Here is an 11981-nt window from a genome sequence, read left to right as displayed (position 1 = left end):
GAAGGGTTCCATCATGTCCACGACTCTGCGTCGTTCCCTTGCCCGCGCCCTGATCGTCCTGGGCGCCGTGGCCGGATCCACCGCCCTGGCCCACCCGGCCGAAGCCATGTCGCACCAGGCCCGCGACCGCGTGGTCCACGTGGCCGCGTCCAAGGCCGGCACCCCCTACGTGTACGGCGCCGACGGCCCCCGCGCCTTCGACTGCTCCGGCTTCACCAAGTGGGTGTTCTCCCGGATGGGCCGCCACCTGCCGCGCACCGCGGCCGCCCAGTCCGGCGCCGTGCGCCACGTCGGCCGCGCCGCGCGGCACCGCGGCGACCTGGTGTTCTTCTCGTCCGGCGGGCACGTCTACCACGTGGGCATCTACGCGGGCCACAACAGCGTGTGGCACTCCCCCCCGTCCGGGGCAGCGCGTGAAGCGCGAGCACCTCTGGACGAACGCGGTCTCCTACGGCCGGGTGCGCTGACCCGACGTCACGAGCCGGCGCGCAGGATCTCCCAGTCCAGGGAGGCCTGCGTGCCGAGCCCGGCCCGCAGGTCCGGGCGGTCGCGGTAGGCCAGCAGCAGGAAGGCCAGCGTCGCGGCGTCCTCGCTGAGGTAGCGCGTCTGCACCGCCAGCACGCCCTCCGGCGCCTTGACCTCGGCCCGCCACCCGGGCGGCGCGGTCCGGCCCCGCTCGGGACGGGCGCCGTCGCGCAGCACCACAGCCAGCGGCTCGTCGGGTACGACGCCCGCGACGTCGTCCCACGACACCCGCCACCAGGCGCCGTCCTTGACCGACGTCACGCCCTGCGCGGTGAGGTAGACGCCACCGGCGCGGGTCCGGCCGAGCAGCACCGGCACGAGCAGCGCCAGGAAGCCCACGCCGAGCACCAGCAGGAGGACGCCGAGCCCGGTGTCGCCGCGGCCGAGGCCCACCAGCGCGCCCGCGACCAGGCAGCCCGCGATCACCGCGAGGAAGCCGGCGCTGATCGCGGGGACCCAGCCGGCCCGCGGCAGCACCGTGGCCGGGGACCCGTCCGGGGCGGTGCCGGTGACGGCACCGTGGGCGGAGCGGCCGTGCGCCAGCTCGAGCAGGGTGGCCAGCAGCGACACCAGCCCGATGCCGAGCAGGAACGCCCCGAAGACCACGCCGTAGCCGCTGCCGTCACCGAGCGCGGAGCCCACGATCGATCCGCCCACCGCCACGACGAGCAGCTGGCCCACGACGTACAGGGCGAGGGTCCCGGTGCTCCGTCGGCCGGTCGTCGCTGACGTCGCGTGCTGCTCGCTCACCTGGTCACTCCTGTCGCTGCCGGTCGCCGCTGGTCACTGCCTGTCGCTACTGGTCACTGCTGGTCGCCGGCCCCCGCGGGTCGGTCAGCCGGACTAGTCGAACAGCCCGCCGATCGCGCCGCCCACCGCGCCGACGCCGTCCACGATGGCACCGCCGGTGTCCTCCACCGCGTCCCAGCCGGCGGCGGCCGCCTGGCCCACGTCCGGGCCGTTCTCGAACAGCGAGTCGATGGCACCCGAGGTGAAGATACCCACCCCGGCGCCGATGATCGCGCCCGCCGCGGTGCCCACCCCCGGGATCGGCACGAACGAGCCGATGATCGCGCCGGTCGCGGCACCCGCCCCGATGGAGGCGAGGAAGCCGCCGGCACCGGAGACGACCGCCTCGGTCGGGTCCTTGCCGCTGTGGATGTCCCACAGGATGCCGGCCGCCGCGAGCGCGCCGCCCAGCTTGAGCGGCATCGTCTTGCTGGACCGCTCGACGGTGCTGGCCGTCCTGGCCAGGTCGTCGGCCGAGGTGGACATGCCCCGCGCGTGGTCGAGGTCCTGGTACCACCGGGTCTTGCCGATCGCACCGGGATCGGTCTTCAGCGCCCGGTCGAGGTCGCGCACCGCCTGGGCCTTGAAGGTCGCCGAGGTCTGCTTCAGCGCGCTGGCGTTGTACTCCAGCGCGGCCCCGGACAGACCGCCGGCGATGTCCGCGGCCGTCAGCACCCACTGCGGCCCGGACAGGCCGCGGTACTTGTCCGAGAGCCGGTCGGCGCCGGCCTTCAGGTCGGTCCACACCGCCTCTGCGGCGGCGACCGCCTTGTTCCAGGCCCGGACCAGCTCCTGGTGCGCCTCGTAGGCCTTCACGGCAGCGTCGTGGGCGTCGATCGCGCTCGGCGGGGTGTCCGTGGTGAGGGCCATCGGCCCCGGCCGGGTCGGACCCGGCCCCGGGTTCTCGATCACCTTGCCGTGCACGGTCAGGCCGGCGGCCGAGGCGGCGTCCCGGATGTCGGCCATCTTGTCCTGGGCGCCGCGCAACGAGCCGGCGTAGGAGTCCAGGCTGCGGGCGACGTCCGTGGCGGCGCCGTGCAGGTCGTCGGCCTTCGCCGAGGCGCCGCGCATCGTCGAGGCGAAGGCACTGCCGGCCTCGCCGTCCCAGTCCGACTGGGCGTCGCCGCGAGCGGAGTTCAGCGCGTCGGACGCCTTCGAGACGGACGGCGCCAGCGTGCCGGACAGCCAGTGCGCCGCGGACTCGATCGAGCCCGGGCTGCCGGGGATCTCGGTGTCGAGGGTCATCGCGTCACCGGGCCCTCTGCGAGCCCAGGCCCTGGGCGGACCGGTCGTCGGAGCCGGCGTACGACGCGGACGACTCGGCCACCTGCGCGCCGGCGGCGCTCAGCCCCTCGGACAGGCCGCCCGCGCTCTCGGTCACCTTGGCGATCATCGAGGTGATCAGCGAGGAGAGGTCGCCGCCGTCGACGCTCGTGGGAGCGGCCCCGCCGCAGTCCTCGAGGCCGCCGGACGCCGTGGTCAGGGTGCGCTGGATCCGCTCCAGGGTGCCGAAGTCGACCTCGGTGCCGCTCACGACGACGCCCCGGCCCGGTGGGCGGTCTCCTCCTGGGCCGGGCGCGGACGCTGGTCCAGGAAGAGCAGCTGGTAGGGCTCCTGCTCGTGGGCCCGCTGCAGGTCCTCGACGCCCAGCAGCACCCACGGGGCGCCGGCGCGGTAGAACTCGTGCAGCCGGTCGATCGCCGAGTAGACGAACAACGCCGTCCGGCCGTCGTTGGTGGCCACCATCTCCAGCCGCGGCCGGTCCTCACCCGGCACCGTCGTCGTCGGTGCGTAGACCACGGGCGGGAAACCACGCTGCACGCGGTCCCGCTCCCCCGTATCCCCCATGTCGGTCCATCCCCTCGCAAAGTACGTATGTCGACCGACGGGGAGCCTACCAAGGCTGGCGCCGCGGGCTACCGTGTCGCCGAGGGCTGCACGCTGCGCCCCAGGGAGGGAGTCCTCGTGCTGTCCGACATCGAGATCGCCAACGCCGCGGCCATGGACCGCATCACCGACGTGGGCCGCGACCGGCTCGGGATCCCCGAGGAGCACCTGGTCCCCTACGGCCACCACAAGGCCAAGGTCGACCTGCGCTACCTCGCGACGCTCGAGGACCGGCCGCTGGGCAAGCTCGTCCTGATGACCGCGATCTCACCGACCCCGGCCGGCGAGGGCAAGACCACCACCACCGTCGGGCTGACCGACGCGCTGCAGGGCCTCGGGCACCGCTCGATGGCCTGCCTGCGCGAGCCGTCGATGGGTCCGGTCTTCGGCATGAAGGGCGGCGCCGCGGGTGGCGGCTACGCCCAGGTCGTGCCGATGACCGACATCAACCTGCACTTCACGGGCGACTTCGCGGCCATCGCCGCCGCGCACAACCTGCTCTCGGCGCTGATCGACAACCACGTGCACCACGGCAACGAGCTCGAGATCGACGTCCGCTCGGTCACCTGGAAGCGGGTCATCGACCTCAACGACCGCGCCCTGCGGGACCTCGTGGTCGGCCTCGGCGGCATCGGGAACGGCTACCCGCGCCAGGACGGCTTCGACATCGTCGTGGCGTCCGAGCTGATGGCGATCTTCTGCCTCACCGAGTCCTGGGCCGACCTCAAGCGCCGCATCGGCGACATCGTGGTGGGCTACACGCGGTCCAAGGCCCCGGTCACCGCGCGCGACCTGGGGGCGCACGGCGCGATGACCGTGCTGCTCCGCGACGCGCTCGCGCCGAACCTCGTGCAGACCCTCGAGCACGCGCCGGCCTTCGTGCACGGCGGTCCCTTCGCCAACATCGCGCACGGCTGCTCGTCCGTCGTCGCGACCCGCGCGGCCCTGCGGCTCGCCGACTACGTCGTCACCGAGGCCGGCTTCGGCGCCGACCTCGGCGCGGAGAAGTTCGTCGACATCAAGTGCCGCAAGTCCGGGCTGCGGCCGGACGCTGCGGTCGTCGTCGCGACCGTCCGGGCCCTGAAGTACCACGGCGGGGTCGACGTACCGGAGCTGGCGACCGAGGACCTCGACGCGCTCGAGCTCGGGATGGCCAACCTGCGCCGGCACCTGCACAACATCCGCGAGGTGTACGGCGTGCCCTGCGTCGTGGCGGTCAACCGGTTCCCGACCGACACCGACGCCGAGGTCGCACGGGTCGTCGAGCTGTGCGCCGCCGAGGGCGTCCGGGCCTTCCCCGCCCGGCACTTCGCGGAGGGCGGCGTCGGCGCCGAGGACCTCGCGAAGGGCGTGCTCGAGCTGCTCGAGGAGCCCTCCCCCCACGAGTTCGGCTTCACCTACGACGACGACCTGTCGCTGACCGCCAAGGTCGAGGCGGTCGCCGCCCGGCTGTACGGCGCCCGCGAGGTGACCTGGGACGGCAAGGCCCGACGCCGTCTGGAACGCATCGAGGCGGACGGGTACGGCGCCCTGCCGGTGTGCATCGCCAAGACGCAGTACTCCTTCTCCACCGACGCGACCCTGCGGGGGGCGCCCTCGGGCCACGAGCTGCACGTCCGCGAGGTGCGGCTCTCGGCGGGCGCGGGCTTCGTGGTGATGGTCTGCGGCGACGTGATGACGATGCCCGGCCTGCCGAGGCGGCCGGCCTCCGACCACATCGACCTCGCCGACGACGGCACCATCCTCGGGCTCTCCTGAGCCGGACGGCGCGCCGCGACGGGGGTCAGTCCCGCTGCTCGCCCCGGTCCTGCGGCCGGTCGTGCGGCCGGTCCTGCGGAGGGTCCTGGTCCGGTGGCTGGTCCGGCGTCCCGGTCGGCGCCGGGGCCGGGTCCTCGCCGTTGGGTCGCCGGCCGAAGCTCACCCTGACCCGCTGGAAGCCCTTGTGGCGCTGGGCCTTCGCGTAGTCGGCGTAGGCCCGGCGGTCCGCGTCGGTCAGGTCGACCTCGTCGGTGAAGGGCGTCAGGAGCGCCCGCGGGTAGAGCCGTCGGGCCAGCACGACGTTGACCTCGACCCCGAGCACCGCCATCACCGCGGCGATGTAGATCAGCGCGAGCAGGCCGAGGACCACCGCGAAGATCGCGTTCATGTCGTTGGCGCGCGAGACCACGCGGGAGACGTAGGCGCCGCCGAGGAGCTGGAGCGCCTGCCAGAGCACCGCGATCGTGATGCCACCGGGCAGCACCTGGCGCAGGGTCTCCCGCTGCGGGGTGGCGAGCCGCATCATCACGCTGATCACCAGCGCGTTGAGCGCCACCGAGAGCAGCGTGAAGAGCAGCCGCAGGCCGGTGTTGGCGTCCGCACCGAACATGCTGAGGTGGCTCGACGCGCTGGACAGCATCGCCACGAGCAGCACGGTGACGCCGGCCAGGATCATCAGCACGAAGCTGCGCAGCCGGCTCACGAGCGGGTTGAGCCGGCTGTTGCGCGGGATCGCCCAGGCGGTGTTGACGGCGTTCTGCGCGGCCTGACCGACCCCGAGGACGCCGTACAGCGCGGCGAGCGCACCGATCACGACCGCGGAGACGCTGCCCTGCAGGCCCTGGGGGGCACCGAGCTGGGTGCCGACGATCGGGAACTGGCTGAGCGCCGAGGTGAGCACCGCCTGGCGCAGCTCGGCGTTGCCCTTCAGCAGCAGACCGAGCACCGAGGAGGCGATCAGCAGCAGCGGGAAGATCGCGATGAAGGCGTAGTAGGTGAGGATCGCGGCGAGGTAGTTGCCCTGGTCGTCGAAGAACTTGTAGAGCACCGCGAGCGGGAACCCGACGACCCGGTGCCGCTGCTGGAACGCGTCGACCCGGTCGACCACTGATGCCATGGTCCGAACGCTACGGGGTGACCGCTCGCCGATCAGCAGGTCGGGCGGTCCGCCAGGGCCGGTGTCCGGGCCCTCTTGCGGGCCAGCGCGCGGGCGGCGGCCTTCGTGCGGGCCGTCGTCCGGTGCTGGGCACCGTCCCGGCGGGCGGCGCCGTCGGCGGAGGGGGCAGGGCCGGCCGGTCGACCGGCCGCCGCGCAGGCGCTCGGCGGCGGGTCACCGTTCAGCTGGGCCCACACGTCCTGGCCCAGCGACCGTGTCGAGGTGAGCAGCTGGGGGCCGGTCAGCACGAGGACCGCCGCGGTCGCCAGCGGCACCAGCACCCGGACCGTCCGGCGCACCAGTCGGCCGGTCCGGCGGGGGCGCCGGCGCGCGGGTGCGCCCGCAGCCGCGGACGGCACCGACGCCTCCGACGCCTCCGACGCCTTCGACGCCTGGAGCTGCTCCAGCGCCAGCCGGGCCCGGCGGGACACCTCCGCCGCCGGCTCGGCGGGCCGGGGCCGGGGCACCGGGCTCACCGGCTCCGCGACGACGTGCTCCGCGACGCGCGGCCCGGGCACCGGCGGCCCGGCGGCGGGTGCCACGACCGGTCCGGCGACGGGCCCCTCGACGGGCTGGTCGAGGGGCTCGGGCTGGTTGACCAGCAGCGCGGTCGCCGCGGCCACCGCGTCCGGGGACAGCCGCACCGGTGCTCCGGCCAGCGCCTCGTGCAGGGTGGTCGTGCTGCACACCCGGACCTCGCCGGCCCAGTCGAGCAGGGCCGGGTCGGCACCGACGCACAGCACCGGGCACACGGCGTCCAGGTAGTCACCGGCGAGACCGGCGACGATCAGCGCGTAGTCCAGGCAGGTCTCGGTGTCGGCGCCGCGCGGCAGGCCGTCCACGGTGAGGACCCGGTCGGCGACCGCGGCCTCCCCCTCCCAGGTCCGGGCGGACACCACGAAGATGCCACCGGGTCCCACCACGACGTCCGGGATGTCGGCGACCCGCTGCCCGGCCGCGGTCCCGTCGTCGTCCACGACGGTCCAGCCCTCCGGGAGGGTCCGCAGCACGTCGAGCGCACTGCCGGGTCCGCTGCCCACCATCACCGCCGCCTCGGTTCGTGTCGATGTCCGAATTGCAACGATAGAGACCGATCTAGTCGGTGTCAGTCGATCGACCCAGGTCCGGCCGACCGGTCAGCGGCGCCCGTGCACGTGCCAGGCTCGGACCATGACCGAGCGCAACGTGCTGGGCGGGGAGCTCGAGCCCTGCGGCACCGACCCGATGACCGGCTTCTACCGCGACGGCTCGTGCGCCTGCGGGCCCGAGGACGTCGGCGTGCACGCGGTGTGCGCGGTGATGACCACCGAGTTCCTGGAGCACCAGACCTCGGTGGGCAACGACCTCGCGACCCCGCGGCCGGAGTGGCGGTTCCCGGGGCTGCGGCCGGGCGACCGGTGGTGCGTGGTGGCCGCCCGGTGGCGCCAGGCCTACGAGGCCGGTGCGGGGGCGCCGGTGGTGCTCGCGTCCACCAACGAGCGCGCGCTCGAGGTGGTCCCCCTGGAGTGGCTGCGCGAGCACGCGGTCGACGTACCGGCGGACCCGGGGTCGCTCGCCGGGGACTAGCCGACCAGCGCCGTGGAGCCGTCCGACCACACGACGACGCCGGTGCGTCCCGCGCGGGTGCCCAGCCAGCGCGCCGCGTCCGGCCCCCGGGCGTAGGCCGCGGTCGCCCTGCGGGGGAGGCCGGTGCGGCCGTCCACGAGGTGCTCGCCGCGGTGCGCGGTCCCCGAGGTGGCGCCCGCGCCGGTGCGCACCGGCACCGTGGCGACCAGCCGGGACGGGTCGTGCGGGTCCTCGATGCCGATCCGCCACGGGTCGGAGGCCGGGTCGAGGGTGCGGCAGACCAGGTCCCCGCCGGCCGACAGGCAGAAGTCCGTGCCCGCCAGCGCGGCCAGGTGCGCGGCGGCCCGGTCGGCGCCGCCCGACTGCTCCTCGGCGAGCTCGCCGAGCGCGAGCACCTCGGCCACCTCGGGCGGCCCGTCCGCGAGGATCACCTCGCCGCGGTCGAGCCGGGACACGAACCAGTCGGCGCGGTAGGTCTGTGCGCAGCCTGTGAGCCTCCCGGCCCGCGGGACGACCCGGCTGGTCGAGCCTGTCGAGACCACTCCCTACGCTGGCGCCCATGCGAGCAGTGCAGTACTCCGCGTACGGCGAGACCCCCACCGTCGTCACCACCGCCGACCCGGACTGTCCCGAGGACGGCGTGGTGGTCCGGGTCGGCGCGACCGGGGTGTGCCGCTCGGACTGGCACGCCTGGACCGGTCACGACCCGGTGGCGCTCCCCCCACGTCCCCGGCCACGAGTTCGCCGGCGTGGTCGACGCCGTCGGTCCGCTGGTCACCCGGGTCCGGGTCGGCGACCGGGTCACGGTGCCGTTCGTCTGCGGCTGCGGCCGCTGCTCCTACTGCCTGGCCGGGGACGCGCAGGTGTGCCCGCAGCAGACCCAGCCGGGCTTCACCGGTCCGGGCTCGTTCGCCGAGCTCGTCGCGGTCCGTGCCGCCGACCTGAACGTCGTGCCCCTGCCGGACGCGCTGGACCTGGTCACCGCCGCGTCCCTCGGCTGCCGGTTCGCGACCGCCTACCGCGCCCTGGTCACGCACGGACGCGTCGCGCCCGGCGACTGGGTCGCGGTGCACGGCTGCGGAGGCGTCGGGCTGTCCGCGGTGATGCTGGCGGCCGCCCTCGGCGCCCGGGTCGTCGCCGTCGACGTCTCCCCCGCCGCGCTGGCGCTGGCCACCGACCTGGGCGCGAGCGCCACCGTCGACGGCACCGGTGACGTCGCGGCGGAGATCGCCGCCCTCACGGACGGCGGCGCGCACGTCTCGCTGGACGCGGTGGGCTCGCCGGGGACCGCCGTCGCCTCCGTGCGGTGCCTGCGCCCGCGCGGCCGGCACGTCCAGGTCGGGCTGCTGCTCGGCCCGGACGCGACGCCACCGCTGCCGATGGACCGGGTGGTCTCCCGCGAGCTCGAGATCCACGGCTCCCACGGCATGCCGGCCCGCGACTACCCGGCGCTCCTGGCGCTGGTGGCCTCCGGTGCGGTGCGGCCGGAGCGGCTGGTGTCCCGGGTGATCGGCCTCGACGAGGCGGGCGCCGCGCTGGCCGCGCTCAGCGACCCGCCCACCTCCGCCGGGATGACCGTCGTCCGGCTCTGAGCGGGTCCCGGGGCCGGTCGCGGGGGCCGGTCACCGCCGGGGGGACGCGTCCGGCACGATGCAGCACATGACCAGCACCGCCCCCAGCCCGCTCGAGACGCTCGAGAGGGTGTTCGGCTACTCCTCGTTCCGCGGCGACCAGGCCGCCGTCATCGACACCGTGGTGGCCGGCGGCGACGCGCTCGTGCTGATGCCCACCGGTGCCGGCAAGTCGCTGTGCTACCAGGTCCCGGCCCTTGTGCGCGAGGGCACCGGCGTGGTGATCTCGCCGCTCATCGCGCTGATGCAGGACCAGGTCGACGCGATGGCGGCGCTCGGCGTGCGCGCCGCGTTCCTGAACTCCACCCAGGCGCCCGAGCAGCGCCGCGCCGTCGAGAGCGCGTACGTCGCCGGCGAGCTCGACCTGCTCTACCTCGCGCCCGAGCGGCTCTCGGTGCCCTCGACGCTGCAGCTGCTCGACCGCGGTCGGATCTCGCTGTTCGCGATCGACGAGGCGCACTGCGTCGCCTCGTGGGGCCACGACTTCCGGCCCGACTACCTGCAGCTCGCGGTCCTCGGGCAGCGCTGGCCGGCCGTCCCGCGGATCGCCCTGACCGCGACCGCCACCGCGGCCACCGCCGAGGAGATCGCGGTCCGGCTCCAGCTGACCGAGGCCCGCCGCTTCGTCGCGAGCTTCGACCGGCCGAACATCGAGTACCGCATCGTCCCCAAGGACAACCCGCGTGCGCAGCTGCTCGAGCTGCTGCGCACCGAGCACCCCGGCGACGCGGGCATCGTCTACTGCCTGTCGCGCAAGTCGGTCGAGCAGACCGCCACCTTCCTGACCAAGAACGGCATCGCGGCGCTGCCCTACCACGCGGGCCTCCCGGCCGAGGTCCGGTCGAGCAACCAGTCCCGCTTCCTCCGCGAGCCCGGCCTGGTGATGGTCGGCACGATCGCGTTCGGGATGGGCATCGACCACCCCTCGGTGCGCTGGGTCGCCCACCTGGACCTGCCGAAGTCCGTCGAGGGCTACTACCAGGAGACCGGCCGGGCCGGCCGCGACGGCGAGCCGGCGACCGCCTGGCTGGCCTACGGGCTGGCCGACGTGGTCCAGCAGCGCCGGATGATCGAGACCTCCGACGGCGACGCCGCCCACCGCCGCCGGCTCGGCCAGCACCTCGACGCGATGCTGGCGCTGTGCGAGACCGTCGAGTGCCGGCGGGTGCAGCTGCTGGCGTACTTCGGCCAGGACTCGAGCGCGTGCGGCAACTGCGACACGTGCACGGCCCCGCCACAGACCTGGGACGGCACGGTGCCGGCCCAGAAGCTGCTGTCGGCCGTCGTACGCCTCGACCAGCGGCGCCAGCGGTACGGCGCCGGGCACGTCATCGACATCCTGCTGGGCAACGAGACCCCGCGGGTCAAGCAGCTCGACCACACGACGCTCACGGTGTTCGGGGTCGGCGCCGACCTGACCGAGGGCGAGTGGCGCGGGGTGGTCCGGCAGCTCCTCGCCCAACGGCTGCTCGCGGTCGGCACGGACGGCTACGGCACCCTGGAGGTCACCGCGGGGTCCGCCGAGGTGCTGCGCGGCACCCGGACGGTCGCGCTGCGCCGGGAGGCGCCCCGGTCGCCCCGGTCGCGCCCGGCCCGCAGGTCCAAGGCGGCGGACACGGTCCCGCTCGACGGCGCCGGCGAGGAGCGCTTCGAGCGGCTGCGCGCCTGGCGGTCCGCGACGGCGAAGGAGGCCGGCGTCCCGCCCTACGTGGTGTTCCACGACGCGACGCTGCGGCAGATCGCGGCGGAGCTCCCGACGAGCTTGGACGCGCTGGCCGGCGTCTCGGGCGTCGGGGCCGGCAAGCTCGAGAAGTGGGGCGCGGCCGTGCTGGAGACCGTCGCGGGCTGACCGGGCCCCGCGGGGTCAGTCCCTGTCGCGGCCCGGGCGGGGCAGCCGGTCGGCGGCCCGGAGCACCCGGGCCCGCAGCTGCTGCTCGTGGTGCTGCTCGGGGGTGGTCCGCTGGGCCAGGTCGGCCCGCTCGACGAGCTCGGCCAGCGGCCGCCCGGTCGTCGGGTAGGAGCCCACGGGGTCGTCGCCGGAGAAGACCACGAACACCGGCTCGCCGGCCTCGACGACCCGCAGCACGCTGCCGTCCCGGGTGACCGCGGCCTGGTCGAACGCCTTGCGCCGCAGCGCCGCGGCATCCAGCCGGGCCCGCGCGGCCGCCTGCACGTGCTTGCCGGCGACCTCCCACGCCACCTTCGCGTGCGGCCCGTACTTCGCGCCGTACTTCGCGGCGTTCTTCGCCACCGGTCCCACCCACGACATCCCTGGCCCCGCCATCTGCCCGCCTCTCGTCGACCGCCTGCAGCCTAGCCAGCGGGGGGACGGTAAAGGACACGCTGACATCTCCGGACGACTTGACCCGGGGCCGGATTCCCGGAGACTTGTCGCATTCGACGAGGGGGACGGAGCTCTCGCGATGCAAGGGGGGCTTCCACGATGATGAGTTACACGTGCGAGGGCTGTTACGGCGAGGTCACACTCGACCAGGCCTTCCTCCGCTCGATCAACCTGCGGACCCTGGCCTGGTGCCGGGACTGCTGGTTCGAGCGGCACCCGGAGCTGGGGATCATCCCGCAGCAGCGGAAGGTCGCGGCTTCGGAGACGGCAGCACGCAGGTGGACGACGCGGCGCTGACCGCCGTCCTGCCACCCGCACCATGGGT

14 protein-coding genes are annotated in these 11981 nt (G+C 74.6%); 6 read left to right on the top strand and 8 right to left on the bottom strand.

Features of this window, described 5'->3' with window-relative positions; all coding sequences use genetic code 11:
- Positions 1-13 precede the first annotated feature (13 nt).
- Positions 14-556: a C40 family peptidase gene (locus KRR39_RS05715; RefSeq protein WP_216941128.1), complete on the top strand. Its 543-nt coding sequence runs from the start codon at positions 14-16 to the stop codon at positions 554-556.
- Here KRR39_RS05715 and KRR39_RS05710 read toward each other — a convergent pair.
- The 4 genes from KRR39_RS05710 to KRR39_RS05695 form a co-directional block, all read right to left on the bottom strand.
- Entirely contained in the window at positions 475-1275 is an 801-nt protein-coding gene (locus KRR39_RS05710; protein WP_216941127.1) for a hypothetical protein, read from the bottom strand. The two genes, KRR39_RS05715 and KRR39_RS05710, sit on opposite strands and share 82 nt — an antisense overlap.
- Before the next feature lie 93 nt (positions 1276-1368).
- Positions 1369-2559: a WXG100 family type VII secretion target gene (locus KRR39_RS05705; RefSeq protein ID WP_216941126.1), complete on the bottom strand. Its 1191-nt coding sequence runs from the start codon at positions 2557-2559 to the stop codon at positions 1369-1371.
- Positions 2560-2563: 4 nt separating this feature from the next.
- Positions 2564-2848, bottom strand: coding sequence for a hypothetical protein (locus KRR39_RS05700; RefSeq protein WP_216941125.1), 285 nt, complete (start codon positions 2846-2848; stop codon positions 2564-2566).
- On the bottom strand, positions 2845-3135 hold the full coding sequence (locus KRR39_RS05695; protein ID WP_216941124.1) for an SAV_915 family protein: 291 nt from the start codon (positions 3133-3135) through the stop codon (positions 2845-2847). The genes KRR39_RS05700 and KRR39_RS05695 overlap by 4 nt, the downstream gene beginning before the upstream one ends.
- Before the next feature lie 144 nt (positions 3136-3279).
- On the opposite strand from KRR39_RS05695, the gene KRR39_RS05690 reads away from it, so the two are divergent.
- Entirely contained in the window at positions 3280-4959 is a 1680-nt protein-coding gene (locus KRR39_RS05690) for a formate--tetrahydrofolate ligase (protein ID WP_302053553.1), read from the top strand.
- Between the two features lie 25 nt (positions 4960-4984).
- Here the strand turns inward: KRR39_RS05690 and KRR39_RS05685 are convergent, their stop codons facing one another.
- Positions 4985-6076, bottom strand: coding sequence for a YihY/virulence factor BrkB family protein (locus KRR39_RS05685; RefSeq protein ID WP_216941122.1), 1092 nt, complete (start codon positions 6074-6076; stop codon positions 4985-4987).
- A 32-nt stretch (positions 6077-6108) separates the two neighbouring features.
- Positions 6109-7158 (bottom strand): hypothetical protein, encoded by a 1050-nt coding sequence (locus tag KRR39_RS05680; RefSeq protein WP_216941121.1) that lies wholly within the window; start codon positions 7156-7158, stop codon positions 6109-6111.
- A 127-nt stretch (positions 7159-7285) separates the two neighbouring features.
- On the opposite strand from KRR39_RS05680, the gene KRR39_RS05675 reads away from it, so the two are divergent.
- The gene (locus KRR39_RS05675; protein ID WP_216941120.1) at positions 7286-7681 is read left to right on the top strand and encodes a DUF2237 family protein; all 396 of its coding nucleotides are present in this window, start codon (positions 7286-7288) and stop codon (positions 7679-7681) included.
- Here the strand turns inward: KRR39_RS05675 and KRR39_RS05670 are convergent.
- Complete coding sequence (locus tag KRR39_RS05670) at positions 7678-8223, bottom strand: FAD:protein FMN transferase (RefSeq protein WP_216941119.1); 546 nt, start codon at positions 8221-8223, stop codon at positions 7678-7680. The two genes, KRR39_RS05675 and KRR39_RS05670, sit on opposite strands and share 4 nt — an antisense overlap.
- A 207-nt stretch (positions 8224-8430) precedes the next feature.
- Here KRR39_RS05670 and KRR39_RS05665 point away from each other — a divergent pair, with 207 nt between their 5' ends.
- Positions 8431-9273: a zinc-binding dehydrogenase gene (locus tag KRR39_RS05665; protein WP_254185537.1), complete on the top strand. Its 843-nt coding sequence runs from the start codon at positions 8431-8433 to the stop codon at positions 9271-9273.
- 67 nt (positions 9274-9340) lie between these two features.
- Positions 9341-11161, top strand: a complete 1821-nt coding sequence (recQ, locus tag KRR39_RS05660) for a DNA helicase RecQ (RefSeq protein WP_254185536.1) — start codon at positions 9341-9343, stop codon at positions 11159-11161.
- Positions 11162-11176: 15 nt separating this feature from the next.
- On the opposite strand, the gene KRR39_RS05655 is transcribed toward recQ, so the two are convergent.
- On the bottom strand, positions 11177-11563 hold the full coding sequence (locus KRR39_RS05655) for a hypothetical protein (RefSeq protein ID WP_216941117.1): 387 nt from the start codon (positions 11561-11563) through the stop codon (positions 11177-11179).
- 192 nt (positions 11564-11755) lie between these two features.
- Here KRR39_RS05655 and KRR39_RS05650 point away from each other — a divergent pair, with 192 nt between their 5' ends.
- Positions 11756-11953: a hypothetical protein gene (locus KRR39_RS05650; protein ID WP_216941116.1), complete on the top strand. Its 198-nt coding sequence runs from the start codon at positions 11756-11758 to the stop codon at positions 11951-11953.
- The last annotated feature ends 28 nt before the right edge of the window (positions 11954-11981 follow it).

The sequence above is a fragment of the Nocardioides panacis genome (genome assembly GCF_019039255.1).
GTDB classification, from domain to species: Bacteria; Actinomycetota; Actinomycetes; order Propionibacteriales; family Nocardioidaceae; genus Nocardioides_B; species Nocardioides_B panacis.
The sequence above is the reverse complement of the archived record's forward strand: the minus strand, read 5'-3'. Positions and strand labels throughout refer to the sequence as shown.